19 protein-coding genes and 1 pseudogene are annotated in these 22,652 nt (G+C 69.5%); 10 read left to right on the top strand and 10 right to left on the bottom strand.

Features of this window, described 5'->3' with window-relative positions:
* Positions 1-1,025 precede the first annotated feature (1,025 nt).
* Entirely contained in the window at positions 1,026-1,958 is a 933-nt protein-coding gene (locus tag AC0NZN_RS10815; RefSeq protein ID WP_474592315.1) for a ParA family protein, read from the top strand.
* Positions 1,958-2,944 carry a ParB/RepB/Spo0J family partition protein gene (locus tag AC0NZN_RS10810; protein WP_474592314.1) on the top strand — a complete coding sequence of 329 codons (987 nt, stop codon included), beginning with the start codon at positions 1,958-1,960 and terminating at the stop codon, positions 2,942-2,944. Before AC0NZN_RS10815 ends, AC0NZN_RS10810 begins: the two co-directional genes overlap by 1 nt.
* Here AC0NZN_RS10810 and AC0NZN_RS10805 read toward each other — a convergent pair.
* Both AC0NZN_RS10805 and AC0NZN_RS10800 read right to left on the bottom strand, forming a co-directional pair.
* The gene (locus AC0NZN_RS10805) at positions 2,932-3,588 is read right to left on the bottom strand and encodes a DUF6596 domain-containing protein (protein ID WP_474592313.1); all 657 of its coding nucleotides are present in this window, start codon (positions 3,586-3,588) and stop codon (positions 2,932-2,934) included. The genes AC0NZN_RS10810 and AC0NZN_RS10805 overlap by 13 nt on opposite strands.
* A gap of 154 nt (positions 3,589-3,742) precedes the next feature.
* Positions 3,743-4,096: pseudogene (locus tag AC0NZN_RS10800) on the bottom strand (sigma factor); the annotation flags it as partial.
* A 166-nt stretch (positions 4,097-4,262) separates the two neighbouring features.
* Between AC0NZN_RS10800 and AC0NZN_RS10795 the strand changes: the two are divergent.
* Entirely contained in the window at positions 4,263-4,607 is a 345-nt protein-coding gene (locus AC0NZN_RS10795) for a tryptophan synthase subunit alpha (RefSeq protein WP_474592312.1), read from the top strand.
* A 116-nt stretch (positions 4,608-4,723) separates the two neighbouring features.
* Here the strand turns inward: AC0NZN_RS10795 and trxA are convergent, their stop codons facing one another.
* The 4 genes from trxA to AC0NZN_RS10775 form a co-directional block, all read right to left on the bottom strand.
* Positions 4,724-5,047: a thioredoxin gene (gene trxA, locus AC0NZN_RS10790; protein ID WP_474592311.1), complete on the bottom strand. Its 324-nt coding sequence runs from the start codon at positions 5,045-5,047 to the stop codon at positions 4,724-4,726.
* 70 nt (positions 5,048-5,117) lie between these two features.
* Entirely contained in the window at positions 5,118-6,119 is a 1,002-nt protein-coding gene (trxB, locus tag AC0NZN_RS10785; RefSeq protein ID WP_474592310.1) for a thioredoxin-disulfide reductase, read from the bottom strand.
* Between the two features lie 99 nt (positions 6,120-6,218).
* Complete coding sequence (gene murJ, locus AC0NZN_RS10780) at positions 6,219-7,799, bottom strand: murein biosynthesis integral membrane protein MurJ (protein ID WP_474592309.1); 1,581 nt, start codon at positions 7,797-7,799, stop codon at positions 6,219-6,221.
* Complete coding sequence (locus tag AC0NZN_RS10775) at positions 7,796-10,027, bottom strand: DUF6049 family protein (protein WP_474592308.1); 2,232 nt, start codon at positions 10,025-10,027, stop codon at positions 7,796-7,798. The genes murJ and AC0NZN_RS10775 overlap by 4 nt, the downstream gene beginning before the upstream one ends.
* A 198-nt stretch (positions 10,028-10,225) precedes the next feature.
* Between AC0NZN_RS10775 and AC0NZN_RS10770 the strand changes: the two genes are divergently transcribed.
* From AC0NZN_RS10770 to AC0NZN_RS10745, 6 genes are all read left to right on the top strand, one after another.
* On the top strand, positions 10,226-11,758 hold the full coding sequence (locus tag AC0NZN_RS10770) for a DUF7059 domain-containing protein (protein ID WP_474592307.1): 1,533 nt from the start codon (positions 10,226-10,228) through the stop codon (positions 11,756-11,758).
* Between the two features lie 45 nt (positions 11,759-11,803).
* On the top strand, positions 11,804-13,231 hold the full coding sequence (locus AC0NZN_RS10765) for a CCA tRNA nucleotidyltransferase (protein WP_474592306.1): 1,428 nt from the start codon (positions 11,804-11,806) through the stop codon (positions 13,229-13,231).
* A 60-nt stretch (positions 13,232-13,291) separates the two neighbouring features.
* Positions 13,292-14,611 carry a GAF domain-containing protein gene (locus AC0NZN_RS10760; protein WP_474592305.1) on the top strand — a complete coding sequence of 440 codons (1,320 nt, stop codon included), beginning with the start codon at positions 13,292-13,294 and terminating at the stop codon, positions 14,609-14,611.
* 83 nt (positions 14,612-14,694) lie between these two features.
* Positions 14,695-16,245: an acetaldehyde dehydrogenase ExaC gene (gene exaC, locus AC0NZN_RS10755; RefSeq protein WP_474592304.1), complete on the top strand. Its 1,551-nt coding sequence runs from the start codon at positions 14,695-14,697 to the stop codon at positions 16,243-16,245.
* A 69-nt stretch (positions 16,246-16,314) separates the two neighbouring features.
* Entirely contained in the window at positions 16,315-16,692 is a 378-nt protein-coding gene (locus tag AC0NZN_RS10750) for a DUF779 domain-containing protein (protein ID WP_474592303.1), read from the top strand.
* 62 nt (positions 16,693-16,754) lie between these two features.
* Positions 16,755-17,177: a hypothetical protein gene (locus AC0NZN_RS10745; protein ID WP_474592302.1), complete on the top strand. Its 423-nt coding sequence runs from the start codon at positions 16,755-16,757 to the stop codon at positions 17,175-17,177.
* 21 nt (positions 17,178-17,198) lie between these two features.
* On the opposite strand, the gene AC0NZN_RS10740 is transcribed toward AC0NZN_RS10745, so the two are convergent.
* From AC0NZN_RS10740 to AC0NZN_RS10725, 4 genes are all read right to left on the bottom strand, one after another.
* Positions 17,199-17,804 (bottom strand): response regulator, encoded by a 606-nt coding sequence (locus AC0NZN_RS10740; RefSeq protein ID WP_474592301.1) that lies wholly within the window; start codon positions 17,802-17,804, stop codon positions 17,199-17,201.
* Positions 17,801-18,952, bottom strand: a complete 1,152-nt coding sequence (locus tag AC0NZN_RS10735; protein WP_474592300.1) for a sensor histidine kinase — start codon at positions 18,950-18,952, stop codon at positions 17,801-17,803. Before AC0NZN_RS10735 ends, AC0NZN_RS10740 begins: the two co-directional genes overlap by 4 nt.
* 83 nt (positions 18,953-19,035) lie before the next feature.
* Positions 19,036-19,869: an ABC transporter permease gene (locus AC0NZN_RS10730; RefSeq protein ID WP_474592299.1), complete on the bottom strand. Its 834-nt coding sequence runs from the start codon at positions 19,867-19,869 to the stop codon at positions 19,036-19,038.
* Entirely contained in the window at positions 19,866-20,798 is a 933-nt protein-coding gene (locus tag AC0NZN_RS10725; RefSeq protein WP_474592298.1) for an ABC transporter ATP-binding protein, read from the bottom strand. The genes AC0NZN_RS10730 and AC0NZN_RS10725 overlap by 4 nt, the downstream gene beginning before the upstream one ends.
* A 193-nt stretch (positions 20,799-20,991) precedes the next feature.
* On the opposite strand from AC0NZN_RS10725, the gene AC0NZN_RS10720 reads away from it, so the two are divergent.
* Positions 20,992-22,617 carry an ABC transporter substrate-binding protein gene (locus tag AC0NZN_RS10720; protein ID WP_474592297.1) on the top strand — a complete coding sequence of 542 codons (1,626 nt, stop codon included), beginning with the start codon at positions 20,992-20,994 and terminating at the stop codon, positions 22,615-22,617.
* Positions 22,618-22,652: the final 35 nt, after the last annotated feature.

The following is a 22,652-nucleotide window of genomic DNA, read 5'->3' as shown; positions in this document are numbered from 1 at the left end:
GACATGGGTCCCGGAAACCCGGAACGAAGCCGGAGATCAGCCAATACGGTCGAAACGCGGTGAACGCGCACTGGCAGGTGGAAGCTTTCGCCACGGTCAGCGGGGCCACCGGCACGGATGGACGGCTTCGCGCCAGCATCCCGTGCGACGAAGTGCCGGCACCGGAGTTTCACGTGAAACAGAGCTGCGCTCCTCACTGAGCGTGACGCGGCGGGCAGTCGCGCCCATCCTCGCTCCGAGGCAGCCCGGCATCTGCCAACACTGGGCCGGAGCTCGTCACGGCCCCCGCTCCGCAGCGGTCTCCCTGATCCGCGGTGCCGTCCTGGCTCATCGGTCCGGGTGGTTCACGGTGGCGCTCGAGGAATGACGTACGGGGACGAGTGAGCTTCCTCCACAGTGTTGACCGCGGTCGAGGTGAGCCAACGTTTCACGTGAAACATCGACCGCATCGGCACGACAGATCTTCGCTCGACAGGCCCGCACGACGCCAAAAACACCAGCGCGAGATCGTCGTTGCCACACACGCTCTGCGGGCCCACCTCGGCGCCCCGCCAGGAAGACCGCTGTGCGCTGCGCGGCCTGGCGCCCCCGTGGTCAAAGCAACGGCCGGGCGGCGGAACGGGCGCGACCGGGGACGAGCACAAGTGCACGCGCCAGCCCCTCCGGCCGGCCCTGCGCGGCACCGGAAGATGACACTCAATCGCCGCGGGCTCACCAAACTCCTGGTGTGACGACACTCCGCAGGCGAGGCATCGTCCTCCGGATCCGGTTCATTCGCCGAGTTCTTCGCCAGCCGGATCGAGGATGCGGCCCGCATATGGGGAAAGGTGGGTGGGGCACATCGGCGCGCGCCCGGCAGGCCGCAACGGAAGCAGTCCGAGCCCCTGCATCCCACAGAGACACTCCCCCACAGGCGCTCCGAACCAGAACATGCACCCCGATCCCGGATGACACGCGGGGATGATGAGGGCTGCGGGTTAGAGTGGAAACGTTGTGTGCGACCGGGAAGAAGGAGAGCGTTTCACGTGAAACATCCCGATAACGCCGCGGTCGCGACGTCGCTCGATGACAACGACACTCCCCTTGCTCGCGAACTCGCAGCACTCAACGCACGCCGTCGTGCGCTGGAAGGTGCGGTCGTCGAACTCCCCTCGGAAACCCGCGTCATCACGGTCTCGAACCAGAAGGGCGGCGTCGGCAAGACGACGACGGCCGTCAACCTCGCAGCATCCCTCGCCGATCTCGGCGCGCGAGTCCTCGTCATCGATCTCGACCCGCAGGGCAATGCATCCACCGCACTGAACATCCCCCACTCCGCCGACGTCCCGAGCATCTACGACGTCCTCATCGACGAGTTCCCTCTTTCAGAGATCATCCAGACGAGTCCGGAGTCTCCCCTGCTGACGTGTGCGCCCAGCACGATCCACCTCGCCGGTGCCGAGATCGAGCTGGTCACACAGGTCGCGCGCGAGCACCGGCTCAGGACCGCGCTCGATGACCACCTCTCGGTCCTCGACGATCCTCCACACTTCGTCCTCATCGACTGCCCGCCGTCCCTGGGTCTGCTCACGATCAACGCGTTCACGGCCGCCCAGGAGGTGCTCATCCCCATCCAGTGCGAGTACTACGCGCTGGAAGGGCTGAGCCAGCTGCTCGGCAACGTGCGGATGATCCAGAAGCACCTCAACCCGCGACTGCATGTCTCCACGATCCTGCTCACCATGTACGACGGGCGCACGCGACTGGCGCAGCAGGTCGCGGAAGAGGTCCGATCCCACTTCACCCGCGAGGTGCTGGATACCGTCATCCCCCGGTCCGTCCGGGTCTCGGAGGCTCCGAGCTTCGGACAGACCGTCATCGCCTACGACGGACAGTCGGCCGGCGCCATCGCCTACCGCGAGGCAGCCGTTGAGATCATGCAGCGCGGAACCGACGAAACCGCAGAGAGGGCAACCTGATGGCGAAGCGAACAGGACTCGGCCGAGGGATCGGAGCCCTTATTCCGACGACAGAGATGCGGGAGGATCGTCCCGTCGACGTGTTCTTCCCATCCGTCAGTACGACGGCGACCGCGAACAAGGCTCAGGCCCACGCAGATGACGCCACCACGGAGCAGCCGGACGCGGAGCTCCTCGCCGTCCCCGGCGCCCGCCTGGCTCACATCGACCCGCACGCCATCGTCCCCAACCCGCGCCAGCCACGCACCCACTTCGACTCCGACCACCTCGCCGAGCTCGTGCACAGCGTTCGCGAGTTCGGCGTGCTGCAACCCGTCGTCGTCCGTGAAGCCGAAGGCGGCATGTACGAGCTGATCATGGGCGAGCGGCGCACCCGTGCCGCACGCGAGGCCGGTCTCACCTCGATCCCCGCCGTCATCCGAGACACCGCCGACGAAGATCTCCTTCGCGATGCACTCCTCGAGAACCTCCACCGGTCGGAGCTGAACCCGCTCGAAGAGGCGTCGGCGTACCAGCAGCTCCTCGAGGACTTCGGCATCACGCAGGAGGAGCTCGCCACGCGCATCGGACGCTCTCGGCCGCAGATCAGCAACACGATCCGGCTGCTCAAGCTGCCGGTCCCCGTGCAGCAGCGGGTTGCCGCGGGAGTTCTGAGCGCCGGCCACGCCCGCGCGATCCTGTCGCTCGACGACGCCGGCGCGATGCAGAAGCTGGCCGACAAGATCGTGAATGAGGACCTCTCCGTGCGCGCCGCCGAGGCCCTCGCGAAGGGGACGGATGCGACGGAGATCCGTCGCCCCGCAGTCAAGGCAGGCGCCCGCCGGGGGCACCTCGACGAGATCGCGGAGCGCCTCGGCGATCGTCTCAACACTCGCGTCAAGATCAATCTGACGGCCAGAAAAGGCCAGATCAACATAGATTTCGCGACGATCCAGGACCTGAACCGCATCCTCGCCGAGCTGGGCGAGGTCTCTTACGGAATCTGAGCCAGCTCCGCGGCTCGGCGACGCAGATGTGCGGCCTCGGCCGCGTTTCCCGGAAGCTCGGCGGCGGCCAGGAAGGCCCGGGCCGCGGCATCCCTCTCCCCCGACCGTGCGAGCAGATCGGCCTTGACCGCCAGGAGCGGACGATAGCCGGCCAACGCACCGGACCGTTCCACCTCGTCGACCAGCGAGAGCGCTGCGGGCACTGCTCCGGACATCGCCACCGCGACCGCGCGGTTGAGGCGCACGACCGCCGACGGCTCGGCCGCATCCAGCGCGGCATACAGGTCGGCGATGCGGGTCCAGTCGGTGGTGTCGGGCGAACCCGCCACGGCGTGCTCCTGGGCGATGAGAGCCTGAAGCGCGTAGACACCAGGGTCCGGGCTCAGTGACAGTGAGACCGACAGCGACTCGCGGCCGCGCGCGATGGCTCCGGCATCCCACAGCGACCGGTCCTGCGCATCCATCGTCACCAGATCGCCCGCCTCGTCGCGGCGGGCCGCGAAGCGCGACGATTGCAGTTCCATCAGAGCGAGCAGCGCCCGAGCGTCGGCGCTCTGCGGCGCGAGAGTCGTGAGCAGACGCGCCACGCGGAGCGCGTCGGCAGCCACGTCGGCGCACGGCGTCGTCGCCGACGCTCGGCGCATAGCCCTCCGTGAACATGAGGTGGAGCACCTGGAGCACGCTGCCGAGCCGAGCAGGGCGCGACGCGCGATCCGGAACCTCGAACGGGACGTCGGCCGTGCGCAGGTCGCGTTTCGCCCGGACGATCCGCTGCTGAACCGACGCCGTGGTGAGCAGCATCATCCGCGCGATCTGCTCCGTCGTCAGGCCGGCGACGACCCGCAGTGTGAGGGCGAGACGGGAGGCGGCAGGCAGCACCGGGTGACAGCAGACGAAGACGAGCCGCAGGGTGTCGTCATCGATGCGATCAGGGTCGCCGAGGTCGGCCACGGGGTCGCGCTCGAGGTCCCGCAGGTCGGTGGCCAGGAGCTCCTGGCGCCGGGCGAGCCGCTCCCCTCGACGCCACGCATCCATCGCCCGCCGTCGCCCGACGGTCAGCAGCCATCCGCCGGGGGATGCGGGGATGCCGTCTTCCGGCCATGCCGCGAGGGCCTCGACGAACGCGTCCTGCGCGAGGTCTTCGGCCCACACGATGTCGCCCGTGTAGCGGGCGAGAGAGGCCACGATCCGCGCGGACTCTTCGCGCCACACCGCTTCGACATCGCCGACGGCGGAGTCCTTCGGCGATGGGACGGGCACGGATCCCACTCTAAGACGAGGGGATGCGACGTCGGCGCCGCCGATTACCCTTGGAGTGATGAACGAGTCGGAAGCGACACCCACGCGCAGAGCCAGCCTCGAGCTGCTGCGCGCAGAGGCGTCCGACGAACTCTCGGTGCTCGTCGAGGAACGGCTCCGCGCGGGCGAGGATCCCTGGGAGTTCATGGGCGATCTGCCGACGGTCGACGAACTCGTCGTGTTCACGCTGCGCGCCGAGAACATCGAGGCCAACGGAGGTCAGCGACCCAACGCCTCCCGCCACTATCGCGTCCTGAGGCAGATCGCGCTCGACTATCCGCCCCTCACGCGCGCCGTGTGGCGACTCCTCGGCGACTCGGGATCGAACCGCCGATGGGATGCGGTCGTTCGCGACGCATCCTGAACCGGCGACGACGGCCAGCCCGCAGAAACGGAAATCCCCGACGATCTGGGGGAATCATCGGGGATTTCGGGAGCGTGCCTGCGCGTCGTCTGGGGGAACGACGCGGACTGCCCGGCTCAGCCGAGGAAGGCGGCCAGGTCCTGCTCGATGGCGAACTTCGGCTTGGCGCCGATGATCGTCGTCTTGACCTCTCCGCCCTGGAAGACCTTCATCGCAGGGATCGAAGTGATCTGATACTTCATCGCGAGGTCGGGGTTCTCGTCGACGTTCAGCTTCAGGATCGTGATCTTGTCACTGTTCTCGGACTGGATCTCATCCAGGATCGGCGAAACCATGCGACACGGGCCGCACCATGCCGCCCAGAAGTCGACGAGCACGGGCCCGTCCGCGTTGAGCACGTCCTGCTCCCAGGTCGCGGAAGTCGTGGCCTTCGCAGTCATCTGCATCTCCTATCTCGGAAGTCGTTCGAATCCATCAACAGGCACGTGGCCTGGATTGTTCCCCGCCGGCTCAGCGACCGGCCGCAGCGACGGCATCGGCGTCGGGAAGCCCCGCGATCTGGTCGTCGTCCGGAGTCGGCAGTCCCGCCTCGTTCAGCGCCGCGAGGAAGTGCTCGGCGTCGAGAGCCGCGACGGTGCCTGACGCCGCGGCCGTGACAGCCTGCCGGTAGGTCGGGTCGATGACATCGCCCGCGGCGAAGACACCGGGCACCGAGGTGCGGGACGAACGGCCGTCGACCCAGATGGTCCCCTCGGGCGTGAGATCCAGCACGTCGTGCACGAGGTGGGTGCGGGGATCGTTGCCGATGGCCACGAACAGGCCCTCGAGCGCAAGCTCCCGGCGCTCGCCGGTGACGGTGTCCTCGAGGAGGACGCCGGTCACGGCATCCGTCCCGACGATGTCGACGACCTCGCTGTTCCAGACGAACTCGATCTTCGGGTTCGCGAACGCACGCTCCTGCATGATCTTGGATGCGCGAAGCTCGTTACGGCGGTGGATGACGTAGACCTTCGACGCGAAGCGCGTGAGGAAGGTCGCCTCCTCCATCGCGGAGTCGCCACCACCGACGACGGCGATCGTGCGCTCGCGGAAGAAGAAGCCGTCGCAGGTCGCACACCACGAGACGCCGCGCCCGGAGAGGCGCTCCTCGCCCTCGATGCCGATCTTTCGGTAGGCGGAGCCGGTGGCGAAGATGACGGACGTCGCTTCGTGCGTCGTCCCGCTGCCGAGCTTCACCGACTTGACCGGCCCGGCGAAGTCCACGGACACGACGTCGTCGTACACGACCTCGGCACCGAACTTCTCGGCCTGCTCCTGGATTTTCGTCATGAGCTCGGGGCCCTGGATCGCCTCGGGGAAGCCCGGGAAGTTCTCGACCTCGGTGGTGTTCATGAGCTCTCCGCCCACCTCTACCGAGCTGGCCACGACCAGCGGCGCCAGATTGGCGCGAGCCGCATAGATGGCCGCGGTAAGAGCTGCGGGGCCGGAGCCGATGATGATGAGTTGGCGCACGTGCGATCTCCTTCAGAACGTCCACGGATGCTCAACACATCGTAACCGCGGCGCATTCCAAGACCCTGTGCGTGACGGTGCGTGAAGCGCCCGGACGGCTCAGCGCCGGATGAGACGCCGCGCGATTCCCATCGCCGGGGCCAGCTCCGGAGCGCGCAGGAGCGCCAGCATCCCCACATACACGATGAGGCATATGACGCCGATGACCGCGGCGCCCAGGGCCCCGAAGAGCTGACCGCGCGTCATCCAGCCGGTCGCCCCGCCCAGGACGACGTAGGCGAGCCAGCCGACGACGGCTGCCGGGATGGCGGCCGCGACGAAGCGGGCGAGCGCTCCGATCCATGCGGCGGTGCCGATGCCGCCGAGACGTCGATGCAGGAGCCACGTGGCGACGATGACCTGGATGAGGCTCGACAGCGACTGGCCGAGTGCGACGCCCGCGGCGAGCAGCGAGTCCGGGAGGACGGCCGCGGCGATGAGCGCGGTTCCCACCACCAGCGTGCACTGCAGCAGCGTGAAGAAGAACGGCGTGCGCGTGTCGTGGTACGCGTAGAACGTCCGCTGGATCACGAACAGCACCGCGAGCGGGATCAGGCCGACGAGGTAGGACCACAGCACGGGCGCGGCCTGCATCGCCTGCGACGCCGATCCGGTGAAGATCCGGGATGCCGGCACCGCCGCCACCGCGAGAGCCACGGTCGCGATCACGATGAACACACCGAGTGTGCGGATGCTCTGGCCGATGTCGGAGCGGACGTCATCGTCGCGACCGGCAGCCGCGTGCTCGCTGAGCCGAGTGAAATACGGGGTGCCGATCGACAGCACGATGATCGAGTACGGCAGCATGAACAGCAGCCATGCGTTCGCGGTCGTGAACGCACCCGGGCTGCCGTCCGGAGGCAGGACGCGGGTCTGGACGATCCCCGCCAGCTGGCCGGCGAGCACCATGAGGAATGTCCACCCGGCGAGGCGCCCGATGTCACGGAGCCCGACGCCCCGCCAGTGGAAGTCGGGCCGGATGCGCAGGCCCGCGCGACGCCAGAACAGCATGAGGATGCCGGCCTGCACGGCGATGCCGAGGGTCGCGGTGCCGCCCAGGATGGCGACCATCGTCGGCGTCCACGTCGTCGGCTGGGCGCCGAACACGATCATGAAGACGCCGAAGCCGGCGATCGACACGATGTTGTTGACGATCGGCGCCCACGTGAAGGGACCGAACACCTTCCGCGCGTTCAGTGTCTCGCCGAACAGCGAATAGACCCCGTAGAAGAAGATCTGCGGCAGGCACCAGTAGGCGAAGGCGGTGCCGAGCGCACGCTGATCCTCGCTGAAGCGCGGGCCGTACAGGCCGATCAGCTGCGGCGCGAAGAGCAATGCGAGCGCCGTTGCGCCGAGGAGGACGATCGTGCCGAGGGTGAGGAGCTTCGAGACGAAGGCGTTGCCGCCGTCCGGATGCGCGGCCGACCGGACGATCTGCGGCACGATGACGGCGGTGAGGATGCCGGTCGAGATGATCGCGTAGACGTTGTTCGGCAGCTGGTTGGCGACTGTGAACGCGTTGCCGGCTCCGGTCGTCGAGCCGATGGCCGCCACCAGCACGATCGTGCGCAGGAAGCCCGTGAGCCGGGACACGATCGTGCCGGCGCCGAGGAGTGCACTCGCCCGGCCGATGCTGCTCATCGGTCGGACTCCACGTCGGCGGGCTCGCCCGCTGGTCGAGTGGATGCGTCGTCCGGCGCCGCATCCTGAGCCTGCTCCTGCGCGGGAGCGGCCTCGGCCGGCGTCCGAGCGGCCCGTCGGCGTCTCCGTCGGATGGTGCGGAAGATGCCCAGCACGAGGAAGGCGACGACGAGGACGATGAGGCCGATGAGGCCGAAGGCCTCCCAATCGGCACGCACGTTGACGGTCGCGACCTGCACTGTGCCGACGGAGACTCCCGTCGGACTCTTCAGCGACAGCGTGATGACCACTTCGCCGTTGCCGATGCGAGCCTTCACCGGGACGATCGCCCGTGTGTTGCTCGCCGCGCTCGCCTGCACCTGAGTCATGGGCTGGACCACCACCTTGGGGGAATCCGGTGAGGCGTGCAGCGTCACGTTGACCGGCCACTGCAGGTCATTGCGCACCCAGAACCGCAGGTCGGCGCCCGAGCTCAGCACCACGAGGTCGCTGGGGGCGAGGATGCGCACGGAGTTCAGTGTCTTCGCGGTCTGCGCGCGATGCGCGGCGAGCGCCGCCGCCCACGCCTGGTCGTCGCCGACCCAGCCGCCGCCGATGAGCTGCAGGATCTGCCCCCGCTCCGGTCCCGTGAGGACGGCCGGGTTGTCGAGGACCGATGAGAAGCTGTGCAGCTCCTCCTCGTCGGTCGACAGGGCGGTGAAGGCGGCGGTGCGGGCGGTGTCGGCATCCGTCTTCCCGAACGTGGTGTCGACGGGGGATGCCGACTCCAGCGACGCGAGGGTGGCAGGCGTCGACCCGTCGAACGCGGCCTCGATCGCTGCGCGGAGGCCGACCCCGTCTCTCGTGCTCGACCTGTCGACGGTGACGAGGAGCGGGGCGCCGGCCGCATCCCCTCTTGCGAACACGAGGTTCGCGGTCGCGGCGGCCAGCGGTGCACCTCGATGCTGCGGGTCGGCGGCGGCCGACGCCTGCGCGAGCTCCGCCGAGATGGCGCTGTCGTACAGGAGGACACGCGAGTCCGCGATGCGCGCACGGGCCGGAACGGTGGCGTTCGATGCGCCGGCCGCCGTGGAGCCGGTGGCGACGAGCGTGAGCGCCGAGCTGTCGGCCGTGCGCAGCGTCGTCAGCACCTTGTCGTTCGCGGTGTCGGTGAAGGGCCAGTAGATACCCTGCACGGCTCCGGGGACGCCGGTCAGCGTCTTCGTATCGGGCAGCGTCGGTGTCGCGGTCGGAGCGGGCGTGGCACCGCCGGCTCCGCTCGTGAAGTGCGTGGGATCGAGGTAGGCGCTGAGCTCGAGGGGCGTTGTCAGGGTGGCGGCGCCCGCGTTGATCTGAGCGGCGATGTCGGCGTCGCCGAACTGCAGGGCGAACCGGGCGTTCGACAGTGAGGTGAGGCGGTCGAGCCAGGCCGTCGCATCGGCGGGGGCGGAGCTGCCGAGCACGCGGATGGCGGTCGGAATGGCCGGGTCGACCGCGAGGATCGCCGAGGTGCCCGCCACAGCATCCAGAAGAGCGGTGAGCTGGCCGTCGCTCGCGGTCATCGCCTGCAACTGGTCGGACGTCAGCAGACCCGTCGAGAGTGGACCGGCGGTGATGGGCACCACCACTCCGATGCTCGACGGCGGCTGCGCGGGATCGGACACGATCATGACGCTCGGCGCGGTGATCGCCCCGTCCGGGCCATCGAGACTCGCGAGCATCGGATACACGCCCGGTGCTCGCTGGGCATCGGCCGTGGGCACTTGCACGAGCACCGTCGACGAGCCCCCGGAGGGCACGGGATCCATCGGTGTCGTACCCACGGTCATCAGTTCGACGCCGGCCCGGTCGCCGCCGAGCCACGCCGAGAGCGCAGCGCGATCGGCGAGCGGCGCCGTGGCAACCGAGAGGGTGACCGTGCCGGCGTCGAACTCCGTCGCCGTGCCGTTGTCGAGCGTCACATAGGCGGAGAGGCCGCCCTGCTGCGGCACGACACCTCGGCCCAGGGGCGACAGGGTGAGCGCGGCCTTGCCGGAGAGCTGGGTGGCGGAGGGGCTCGGGGTCGGACCGGCCGCGCGTGCCGCGGCCGGGGCGATCAGGACGGTGGACGCAGCGATGGCCAGCACTGCCGCGCCGACCGCCGTCCGTCGTGCGATCCGACGGACCGCTCTCCGCGCGCGCACGGCAATACGGGCGGCGTCTGCGGGAGCCGCAGCGGCCGCGTGCGCGGGAGGGGAGGTGGTGATCATGCTCGGCTTCTGCTCGTGTGCGCTCCACGCACATGCTCGTGCTCGTGCTCCGGCGATTCTACGGGGCGTGGTTCGGCGCATCCGGTGAGACGCTCCCAGTGCGGGCATGCGAGCGGTGGGCACGGGTGGGCCCACGGGCCCGGAGGCTCCGCGGAGCGCGTCAGCGATCTGGGGAGTGGGCACGGGGAGAATGGGGGGATGCCGCTCCCCCACCCCGCGCCTCACCCGGACGACGCTCTCGGCCGGGCACTCGCCGCCGATCTCGCCGCCGCCGGCTACACGACCGAGGGACTGCGTCGCCTGTGGGGCGCCGCCGCAGACGGTGCGATCGGTCGCGGTCACCCGCTGCCCGCGAGACGCCTGCTCGCCGGCGACGACTCGCCGGTCGCCGTGATCGCGCGGCTGTTCGGGCTCGGGGATGCGGTCGCCGACCTGGATGCGGCGTTCCCGGCGACCGGCCTCGACGGCCTCGAGTCGCTCGGGCTGGTGGTGCAGGAGGACGGTCTCGTCCGGCCACAGGCCCTCATCCGTCCGCAGGCGTTCGTCGACGACGAGGGTGCCGGCGAGTGGTGGATCGCGAGCGACCTCGACGAGGCCGCACTGGGCGGACCGCTCCCCGAGGATCACGTGCTCGGAGTGGGCGGCGCATCCCTCACCCTCGCGGGTCTCCAGCTCACCAGCCCGGCGTCACGCGCGCTGGATCTCGGGACGGGATGCGGCATCCAGGCGCTGCGGGCGCGGCGCCAGGCGCCCACGGTGATCGCCACCGATGTCTCCGAGCGCGCGCTCGCATTCACTCGCCTGAACGCCGCCCTGAACGGCGTCGACGGGATCGAGACCCGCGCCGGCGACATGTTCGAGCCGGTGCACGGCGAGCTCTTCGACCGGGTGATCTCGAACCCCCCGTTCGTCATCACGCCGCGGACGCCCGGCGTTCCGGCATACGAGTACCGGGATGCCGGCCGCGTCGGCGACGGACTCGTCGCCGAGTTCGTCGCCGGTGTGGGAGCCCACCTCGAACCCGGCGGAACGGCCCAGCTCCTCGGCAACTGGGAGACGCGCGAGGGCATCGCGGGCCTCGACCGCGTGCGGGCATGGGTGGAGGCATCTCCTGTGCCGCTCGAGGCGTGGGTCGTCGAACGGGAGGACCTCGATCCGATCGCGTATGCGGAACTGTGGATCCGCGACGGCGGCACCGTGCCCGGGACGGCGCACTTCGATGAGCTGCTCGGCGCGTGGCTCGACGACTTCGCCGCACGCGGCGTGACGTCGATCGGCTTCGGCTACATCCTCCTGCGCCGTCCGCCGGCGGGCGCGCCGACGCTCTCCCGCTACGAACGGCTGTTCCAGCCGGTCTCCGAGGGTGGGCTCGGGTCGCACCTCACGGCCGCCCTCGCGGCGCACGATCGCCTGGCCGCTCTCGATGACGACGGGCTCGCGGCATCCATCCTGGTCGTCGCACCCGATGTCACCGAGGCGCGCCACCACCTGCCCGGTGCGGAGAACCCGAGCGTCATCGAGCTGCGCCAGGGCGGCGGGTTCGGTCGGGTGCTCGACGTGGATCCGGCGCTCGCGGCGCTCGCGGGTGCGAGCGACGGCGATCTCGCTGTCGGGCCGCTCATCGACGCGATCGCCCAGCTCATGGAGACGGATGCCGCGGCCCTGCGCGCCGACCTCCTCCCCCGCGTGCGTGAGCTGCTGTTCACCGGCTTCCTGCGATTCGGCGACTGACACGGCGCGCAGGCGGCGCCGAGGCCCGCGGTTAGGCTCGTAGTCATGCTGAACATGGCCGAGGGCATCGCACGCCTGGGCGCTCTCGCCGACTCGCCCGTCGTCGCCACCCTCGCCGATGCCTTCGCCGAGGCGGGCCACGAGCTGGCGGTCGTCGGCGGTCCGGTGCGTGATGCGCTGCTCGGACGGCCCGTGAACGACCACGACTTCACGACCGACGCCCGGCCGGACGAGATCCTCCGGATCGTCAAGCCGATCAGCTCCGTCCAATGGGATGTCGGGCGGGACTTCGGCACGATCGGCGCTCGCGTCCAGCACGAGCAGGTCGAGATCACGACCTATCGCGCCGACAGCTACGACGGCGCCACGCGCAAGCCGACCGTGGAATTCGGCGACACGATCGAGGGCGACCTCGTGCGCCGTGACTTCACGGTCAACTCGATGGCGCTGCAGGTGCCCGGGCGCACGCTCATCGACCCCACGGGAGGCGTCGAGGACCTCGTCCGCGGCCTCCTGCGCACGCCGAGCGACCCGCGAGTGAGCTTCGGCGATGATCCGCTCCGGATGCTGCGTGCCGCACGCTTCGCGTCGCAGCTGGAGTTCGACGTCGACGATGACACGATCGCGGCGATCGCGGAGCTGCGCAGCACGCTCGAGATCGTCAGTCCCGAGCGCATCCAGGGCGAGCTCACGCGGCTGCTGCAGACCGACGACCCGGTTCGCGGCATCCGTCTTCTCGTCGACACCGGGCTGATGGCCGAATTCCTGCCCGAGATCCCCGCCCTGAGGCTCGAGATCGACGAGCACCACCATCACAAGGACGTGTACGAGCACTCGCTGACCGTGCTGCGCCAGGCGATCGCGCTCGAAGGGGAGCGGCATCCCGATGCGGCGCCCGACGTGCCGCTGCGCCTGGCCGCGCTCCTCCACGACATCGGCAAGCCCTCGACCCGGCGGCTCGAGCCGGCCGGCGGGGTGTCCTTCCATCACCACGACGCCAAGGGTGCGCGCATGACGCGGCGGCGCCTCAAGGAGCTGCGGTTCGACACCGCGACGATCGACACGGTCGCTCAGCTCATCGACCAGCACCTGCGCTTCTTCGGCTACGCGGAGGGTGCGTGGACGGATTCCGCCGTGCGGCGGTACGTGCGGGATGCGGGTCCTGAGCTCGAGCGACTGCACATCCTGACCCGTGCCGACGTCACGACGCGCAACAAGCGCAAGGCCGCACGGCTCGCCGGCGCCTACGACGACATCGAGCGCCGCATCGCCGAGCTCGCCGCCCAGGAGGAGCTCGACGCCATGCGTCCCGAGCTCGACGGCAACCGCATCCAGGAGATCCTGGGCATACGGCCGGGCCGGGAGGTCGGCGAGGCGTACCGCTACCTGCTCGACGTGCGCCTGGACGAGGGGATGATCGGGCCGGATGCCGCGGAGCAGCGCCTGCGCGAATGGTGGGCCGCCCGCGCCTGAGGCGTGTGCATGCCACGCGGCCTACACTGGGCGCAGCACCGTCGCTCGAACGGAGCCTGCATGTCCTCACCGTGGACTCCTCGCCGCCCGGGATCGCCCGACGCGTCCCGCCTGCTCATCGAGCGCGCCCACGACGAGTTCGTGAACGGCAACAGCGCCGATCCGCGGCTGGCCGACATCCGCGGCATCGTTCGCGACAGCTGGCGCCGCTCGCTCGACAGCCTGGTCGGCGTGGAAGGACTCCCTCCCCTGGCCCTGGATGCCGAGCAGCTCGAGCGGCTGCGCAGCGAGCACCCGCTCGCCGGCGTGATCGACATGATCCGCGGGCTGCTGATGCCGGGGGATGCGACCGACTCCGGCGTGGTCGTCGCGGTGGGCGATGCAGCGGGACGCCTCCTGTGGGTCGAGGGCGACGCGCACGTCCGCACGCTGACAGGCGACATGGGCTTCATCGCGGGTGCCGATTGGTCGGAGGACGCCGTGGGCACCTCGGCCCCGGGGACATCGCTGGCGCTCGATCGCTCGGTCCAGATCCGCGGGGCGGAGCACTTCAACCGCCTCGTGCAGCCGTGGTCGTGCACCGCCGCGCCGGTGCACGACCCGGAGACGCGGCGCGTGCTCGGAGTGATCGACGTCACGGGCGGCGAGCCCGTCGTCTCGCCGCAGGCTCAGCTGCTGGTGGATGCCACGGCCCGCGCGGTGGAGGGCGAGCTGCTGCTCAGCCGCATGCGGGCGCGCGCGGAGAGTCGGGCGCCGCGCCGGCCCGCTCCTCGATCGGCGCCGATTCGGGCGACGCTCTCTGTACTCGGCCGCAGCAAGGGGCTCCTCGAGGTCGCGCTGGAGGACGGCGAGCACGTCGCCGAGGTCACCACTCGGCACGCCGAGCTGCTGCTCATGCTCGCCACGCATCGCCAGGGCCTCTCGGCCGAGCGCCTCGCAGAGCTCGTGTACAGCGACCCGGGTGCCACTGTCACACTGCGGGCCGAGATGGTGCGGCTGCGCAAGACGCTCGAGCGCATCGCGCCCGAGCTTGCCCCCGCATCCAAGCCCTACCGCGTGGATGTCCCGCTCGAGACGGATGCCGAGCAGGTCCTCTCTCTCCTGGACCGCGGCGCCCACCGGGTCGCGCTCGCGGCGTACCACGGCGACGCGCTGCCGGAGTCGACGGCGCCGGGCGTCGAGGAGTATCGCGACAGCGTTCGGACCGCCCTGCGGGAGGCTCTCATGGCCGAGGCGAGCGTCGACGTGCTCCTGGCTTTCGCGGAGACGGATGCCGCGGCCGACGACGTGGAACTGCTGCGCCTGTGCCTCTCGATGCTTCCGCCGCGGTCGCCGCGGCGCGCGGGGCTCGTCGCCCGCATCGAGCGCCTCGAAGACTGAGTGCAACGTTCTGCAACCTGGAGGCGCCTACCTTCGGCTTCACGCGACGACGACAGTCGCGAGGACACGTCGAAGGAGACACCATGACCATCGTCGAAGAGGGCGTCTCGAGCGTCTACGCCGCGCCGGGTGAGCGCGGGTCGGTCGCCGAGTACCGCACCCGGTACGGCCACTACATCGGCGGCGAGTTCGTCGATCCGGTCAAAGGCGAGTACTTCGAGGACATCACGCCGGTCACCGGCAAGCCGTTCTGCGAGGTCGGCCGCGGCACCGTCGAGGACATCGACCGCGCGGTGGATGTCGCCTGGAAGGCATTCGAGTCGTGGAAGCGCACGACGCCCGCGGAGCGTGCCGTCATCCTGAACAGGATCGCGGACCGCATCGAGCAGAACCTCGAGCGCATCGCGGTCGCCGAGACGTGGGAGAACGGCAAGCCCGTCCGCGAGACGCTGGCTGCCGACATCCCGCTCACCGTCGACCACTTCCGCTACTTCGCCGGAGTGCTGCGCGCCCAGGAGGGGTCGCTCAGCCAGCTCGACGAGGACACGGTCGCGTACCACTTCCACGAGCCCCTCGGTGTCGTCGGCCAGATCATCCCGTGGAACTTCCCCATCCTCATGGCCGCGTGGAAGCTGGCGCCCGCGCTCGCCGCCGGCAACTGCGTCGTCATCAAGCCGGCCGAGCAGACCCCGGCGTCCCTGCTGTTCCTCTTCGAGATCATCGGCGACCTGCTGCCCGCGGGTGTCGTGAACATCGTGAACGGGTTCGGCATCGAGGCGGGCGCGCCGCTCGCCCAGCACAAGCGCATCCGCAAGGTCGCGTTCACCGGCGAGACCACGACGGGCCGCCTGATCATGCAGTACGCATCGCAGAACCTCATCCCGGTGACGCTCGAGCTCGGCGGCAAGTCGGCGAACGTGTTCTTCGAGGACGTTGCGCAGTCGACGGACGATGCGTACTACGACAAGGCCCTCGAGGGCTTCACGTTCTTCGCGCTGAACCAGGGCGAGGTCTGCACGTGCCCGTCGCGCGCGCTCATCCAGCGGTCGATCTACGATCGGTTCCTCGGCGACGGCCTCGACCGCGTCTCGAAGATCGTGCAGGGCAACCCGCTCGACCCGGCGACGATGATCGGCGCTCAGGCCTCGAACGACCAGCTGGAGAAGATCCTGTCGTACATCGAGATCGGCAAGGCCGGCGGCGCGAAGCTCCTCACCGGCGGCGAGCGGGTCGACCTCGGCGGCGAGCTGTCTGGCGGATACTACGTCGCTCCGACGGTGTTCGAGGGAACGAACGACATGCGCATCTTCCAGGAGGAGATCTTCGGTCCCGTCGTCTCGGTCACGTCGTTCTCAGACTTCGACGACGCGATCTCGATCGCCAACGACACGCTGTACGGCCTGGGCGCCGGCGTGTGGAGTCGCTCGGGCGACACCGCCTACCGAGCCGGGCGCGCGATCGAGGCCGGCCGGGTGTGGACGAACACCTACCACCAGTACCCGGCGCACGCCGCCTTCGGCGGCTACAAGCAGTCGGGCATCGGCCGCGAGAACCACCTCAAGATGCTCGACCACTACCAGCAGACGAAGAACCTGCTGGTGTCGTATGCCGACGGGGCCATGGGCTTCTTCTAAGCCGGCCCAGCCGGGTCGTCGAGCGAGCGCACGGACGCTCGCTCGACGACTCATCTCGAGGAGGTTCACATGACCCAGCGCGTGGCGGTGACGGATGCCGCGGCATCCCTCCTGCGCGAACTCACGGCACAGCACGGGCCGCTGATGTTCCATCAGTCCGGTGGATGCTGCGACGGCAGCTCGCCCATGTGCTACCCGATCGGCATGTTCCTGACCGGGCCGGGCGACGTGGAGCTCGGCACGATCGACGTCGGTCTGGACGACCCGATCCGGGTCTACATGTCGCAGGCGCAGTTCGAGTACTGGAAGTACACACACCTCACGATCGACGTCGTGCCCGGACGCGGCGCAGGCTTCTCCGTCGAGGGGCCGACGGGCATGCGCTTCCTCATCCGGAGCAGGATGCTCGACGAGGCCGAGCTGGCGCACTTCGGCCTGGCCGGCTGACGACCACACCCTTCGCGTCCCGGGAGAGCCGGACCAGGGAGCTGCGGACGTAGGCTCAGGCCATGTATGGATATGGAATGGCCGGGGTCGGCTGGATCGCCGTCATCTTCCTCTGGCTGATGGGGCTCGCGGCCCTCTTCGGCATCATCTACGCGGCTGTGCGGCTCGCCGCCCTCCACGCACTCAAGGCGCACACCCGCTGGCTGGACGCCGGCCGGCCGGGCGGCGGTGCGCGCACGTATCCGGCCGCGCAGCATCCCTACCCGGGCTATCCGAGCGCACAGCCGGGCCAGCCCGTGCCACCCGCTGCGCCCCCGGGCTACCCGGCGCAGCCCGGTCAGCCCGCGCCGCAGTCGTACCCCGGCCAGCCGTACCCGGGCTACCCGGGAGGCCAGCAGGCCTCCGGAGGCGCTCAGCCCACGCAGCCGACGACGCCGCTCCCCCAGCCCGGTCCCGAGGAGCCGCCCGGCAGCCCGAAGGTCTGACTCACCGGGCTCTTCGAGACATCACAGCCAGCCGCTCTCCTCGGCGATGCGGGCCGCGTCCGCACGGTTGCGGGCGCTGGTCTTGCCGATGGCGCTCGACAGGTGATTGCGCACCGTGCCCTCGGAGAGGTGCAGGATGCGGGCGATGTCCGCGATCGAGCCTCCTGTGAGGGCAACTCCCAGCACATCGGTCTCGCGCTCGGTCAGAGGCGAGTCGCCCTGGGTGAGCGACTCGGCGGCGAGCGCGGGGTCGACGACACGCAGGCCGTGGGCGACCCTGCGCACGGCGTCGGCGAGCTGGGGTGCGGGAGTGTCCTTCACGACGAAGCCCGCTGCGCCTGCCTGCATCGCGCGCTTGAGGTATCCGGGGCGACCGAAGGTCGTGACCATGAGGACGCGGCACGACGGGAACCGCGTGCGCAGCTCCGCGGCGGCCGCGATCCCGTCCATCCCGGGCATCTCGATGTCGAGCATGGCGACGTCGGCGCTCGCGGCCACGGCGGCGGACGCCACCTCGTCTCCGCGGCCGACCTCGGCGACCACCTCGATGTCGGCCTCGAGCCCGAGCAGGGCCGACAGGGCACCGCGCACGAGCGCCTGATCGTCGGCGATCAGCAACCGGATCACAGGGTCACCTCGAGCCGGAACCCCCCGAGGTCGCTGCGGCCGACCGACAGTATTCCGCCCGCGGCATCCACGCGCTCCCGCAGTCCCGAAAGCCCCGTCCCGGATCCGGCCCCGACGGGCCCGACCCCGTCATCCTCGACCGACACGACACGGGAGTCGAGACGGATGCGGCAGCGCTGCGCCTGCGCGTGCCGCACGACGTTCGTCACGCCTTCGCGCACCACCCACCCGGCGAGTTCACGGCGGTCGGGGGGCACGGCATCCGTGGTCGAGGGGGCGTCGAGCGCGATGTCCGCGGCTGAGAGGGCGACGCGCGCGGCGGCGAGCTCGCCGCTCACGCTCACGCCCCGGAAGCCGGCGACCGTCGCACGCACGTCGGCGAGGGCCACCCGGGCAAGCGCCTCGACCTCCGCAATCTCGACCTTCGCCCGGGCGGGGTCGACGTCGACGAGCCGGCCCGCGAGCTCGCTCTTCACCGTGATCACCGTGAGCGAGTGGCCCAGGATGTCGTGGACGTCGCGCGCCACCCGCCCGCGCTCGCGTTCGGCGGCGAGACGTTCGACCTCGCGCTGCGCGAGGCGCGTCTGGTTCACGGCGACGATCGAGCGCATGAAGGCGGCCATCATGAGCGAGATCGACGCGATGATCGCCGGCACCCAGAGGACGTTCGGGTTCCAGCCCTGGTGGATGACGTCGAACACGAGAGCGAGGACCGAGAGTCCGAGGATCGACGTCCACGTGATCTGCCAGGGCAGGACCGCCGTGGCGACGATGACACCGACGTACGTCCAGACCGCGCATACCTGCCAATCGAGCCACGGCCAGAGCGCGAAGGACAGCGCGAAGACCGCGGCGATGACGACGAGGCGGCCCCGGAGAGACAGTGTCCAGTTGACCGGCGTGGCTGCGAGGAAGGCCAGGGCGTACAGGCACAGCAACAGGATGCCGACGGTCGCCGAGAACGTCGAACCCGCGGCCTGGATGATGCGGGTGCCTGCGCTGATGAGCCAGATGAGGGATATGCCGCCACCGATATACCAGCGGCGTGCCCCGGGCGACCACAGCACCGACGGCAGGGCGAGCCCCTCGCGGGCCGCCGCCCCGGCGGGCAGCACCGGCCAGCGCGGACCGTACCGATCGTCGCTCATGTCCTCACCTCGCTCTCACCCTAGGACTCTCCCGCACGAGGTCTCGCCCTCCGATGCCGGCGGCATCGGAGGGCGCGGTGCGCTCAGACGCGCTTCGTGTCGCGACGGAAGAAGTAGACCGTCCCGGCGAGGAAGATGCCGAGCCACACCAGGGCGTTCACGAGCCACAGGATGTCGAACGAGTCGCCGGTCAGCGGTGCGCGCGCCATCTGCCCGATGCCGTACACGGGCGTGAACTTCGCGATCGTCTGCAGGAAGTCCGGCATGTTGTTGAGCGGGTAGAAGATGCCGCCGATGAAGGAGAGCAGGACGATCGCGAGGCTCGTGATCTGCGCCGCGTTCTCACCGGGGACCATGTACCCCACCATCAGCCCGAGTGTCGTGAACACCGCGCTCGCGAGCACCCAGCTCGTGAGACCGGTGACGATCCACTGGGCGGGAGTGAGGTGCACCCCGGCGATCGCACCGGCGATGTACGTCGCGACGACGGCGAGGAGGCCGAGGAGCATGCCGGCGATCATCTTGATGATGACGTTGACGAACGGGTTCAGTGGCGTGAGGAGCAGCTGCCGGCTCCAGCCCTGCGCGCGCTCCACGGCGACAGCGGCGCCCGTCTGCGTGGCCGACATCATGGCGCCGTACATGGCCATCGACACCATGATGTACGCAGCGACGGATGGGCCGCCGGCCGAGATCGGCGTCGGAGTGAGGGGGACGGTGAGGAACCGGCCGCCGATCACGATGAACATCAGCACCGGGAACGCGATCGTGAAGATCAGCGTCCGGCGATTGCGCAGCTTGCGCGTGAGCTCGATGCCGAGGTAGGTCAGGTTGAATCCCCCGAGCGGCGGCACGCGGCGGTCGAGCTGCACGCGGTCCGCGGGGACGGCGGCCGGAGCGGGCGTGGGCATGGTCATGATGCCTCTCCTTCCGAGGTGAGCGCGAGAAAGACGCTCTCGAGGTTCTGCGGGGTGATCTCGACGTCGCGGGCCGTCGTCCGGGTGAGCAGATACCGGGCCACGGCATCCGAGTTCTTCGTGTGGATGGCGACGCGCTCGCCCTTCGCCTCGACGCTCTCCACGTCGGGCAGGGCAGCAAGGGCGACCTGGTCGGCGCCGGGCAGCGTCGCGTGCACGACGCGGCCCGAGACGAGGTTCTTGATCTCCGACGTCGTGCCGTCGGCGACGACGCGGCCCTGGCTCATGAGCACGATGCGGTCGGCGTACTCGTCCGCCTCGTCGAGGTAGTGCGTCGCGAAGAGGACCGTGCGGCCGCGGGCTGCATCGGCGCGGATGGAGCTCCAGAAGGAGCGTCGGCCCTCGACATCCATCCCCGTCGTGGGCTCGTCGAGGATCAGGAGGCCGGGGTCGCTGAGCAGAGCCATCGCGAACCGCAGCCGTTGCTGCTGGCCGCCCGAGCACACGGCGACCTTGCGGTCGGCGATCTCGCGGATGCCGGCCCGCTCGAGCACCTCGTCGACCGGACGCGTGTCGACGAAGAGGCTGGCCGTGAGCCGCAGGGTCTCGCGCACCGTGAGATCCTTCAGCAGGCCGCCGGTCTGCAGCACCGCGGAGACGAGACCGTGGGAGATGGCGGCGCGTGGCGAGCGTCCGAACACCTCGACCGACCCGGCATCCGGCTGGGACAGTCCGAGCAGCATGTCGATCGTCGTGGTCTTCCCGGCGCCGTTCGGGCCGAGGAACGCGACGATCTCGCCCGCGCGCACGGTCAGATCGACCTCGCGCACCGCCCGCACCTTGCCGAAACTCTTCACGAGGCCGGCCGCGGCGATCGCGGTGACGGTCTCGACACGCTCGCCCTGCGAGCGCACTGTGGTGGATTCCATGCATCCAGGATGCTCGCGCCCCCGCTCGCACACTTCGTTCGACCGTCACGATCCTGGGGTGACATCCGTCATGCCGTGTCTCGATTCGGTTACGAATCATTCACCTCATGTCACGGATCCGACATCGCGGGTGAAGATGGTGCGTCATGCGGCGTCGACCCGGCGCGCGCAATTCTCGTTTCGAAGGGGAACCATGACAGTCCGTCGTTCCACCCGCGCCCGTCTGGGCTTCGCGATCGCGGCCGTCGGCGCGACCGCCGTCGTGCTCGCGGGTTGCGCCAGCACCAACAGCGGCGGCGGCAGCACCGCTGCCTCCCAGCCGCTCCTCATCGGCACCACCGACAAGATCACGTCGATCGACCCGGCCGGCTCGTACGACAACGGCTCGTTCGCCGTGATGAACCAGATCTACCCGTTCCTGTTGAACAGCAAGTACGGCACGGCGGAGGTCACCCCCGACATCGCCACGTCGGCCGAGTTCACCTCGCCGACCGAGTACACCGTCAAGCTGAAGCCGGGTCTGAAGTACGCCAACGGCGACGCCCTCGACTCGTCGGACGTGAAGTTCTCGTTCGACCGCATGGTCAAGATCAACGACCCCAACGGGCCGGCATCCCTCCTCGGCAACCTCGACAGCGTCGAGACGCCGGATGCCACGACCGTCGTGTTCCACCTCAAGAACCCGAACGACCAGACGTGGGCCCAGGTGCTCTCGAGCCCCGCCGCTCCGATCGTCGACGAGAAGGTCTTCTCGGCCGACAAGGTCACGCCGGACAACACGATCGTCGAGGGCAAGGCGTTCGCAGGCCAGTACGAGATCAAGTCGTACAAGGTCAACCAGCTCATCGAGTACGTGCCCTACAAGGGCTACCAGGGCAACCTCGGCACTCCGCAGAACTCGGGCGTGACCGTGAAGTACTACGCCGACCCGTCGAACGAGAAGCTCGACATCGGCAAGGGCAACATCGACGTGGCCTTCCCGGGCCTGTCGCCGTCCGACATCTCCGACCTCAAGACGAACAAGAACGTCAAGGTCGTCGACGGCCCCGGCGGCGCCATCCGCTACATCGTGTGGAACTTCAACACGATGCCGTTCGGCGCGACCGCCCAGGGCGCCGACACCGCCAAGGCGCTCGCGGTCCGTCAGGCCGCTGCGGACCTCATCGACCGCCCGGCGATCGCGAAGGACGTCTACCAGGACACCTTCACGCCGCTGTACTCGTATGTCGCGCAGGGCTTCACCGGCGCCAACGAGTCCCTCAAGGGCCTCTACGGCGACGGCAAGGGCGGCCCCAGCCTCGACAAGGCCAAGCAGACGCTGCAGGCAGCGGGCGTCACCACGCCTGTCACGCTGAACCTCCAGTACAACGGCGACCACTACGGCGCCTCCTCTGGCGACGAGTACGCGAAGATCAAGGCGCAGCTCGAGAACGGCGGTCTGTTCACCGTCAACCTCGCGCAGACCGAGTGGGTCACGTACCAGAAGCAGCGCGTCGACGGCTACCCCGTCTACCAGCTCGGCTGGTTCCCGGACTTCTCGGACGCCGACAACTACCTGACGCCGTTCTTCTCCAAGGAGAACTTCCTGTCGAACCACTACGACAACGCGCAGGTGCAGGACCTCCTCGCCAAGGAGGCCACGAACACCGACGCGAACTCGCGCAAGCAGCAGATCGAGCAGATCCAGAACCTCGTCGCGAAGGACCTCTCGACGATCCCGCTGCTGCAGGGCACGCAGATCGCGGTCGTGGGCAAGGACGTCCAGGGCACGACCCTCGACGCCTCGTTCAAGTTCCGCTACGCGCCGCTGCACAAGTAAGCACAGACACCGGACCCGGGCCGGGAGGGGTTCGC

The organism is Microbacterium sp. sgz311019, from assembly GCF_056135325.1.
This window is presented reverse-complemented; position numbering and strand designations above follow the sequence as displayed.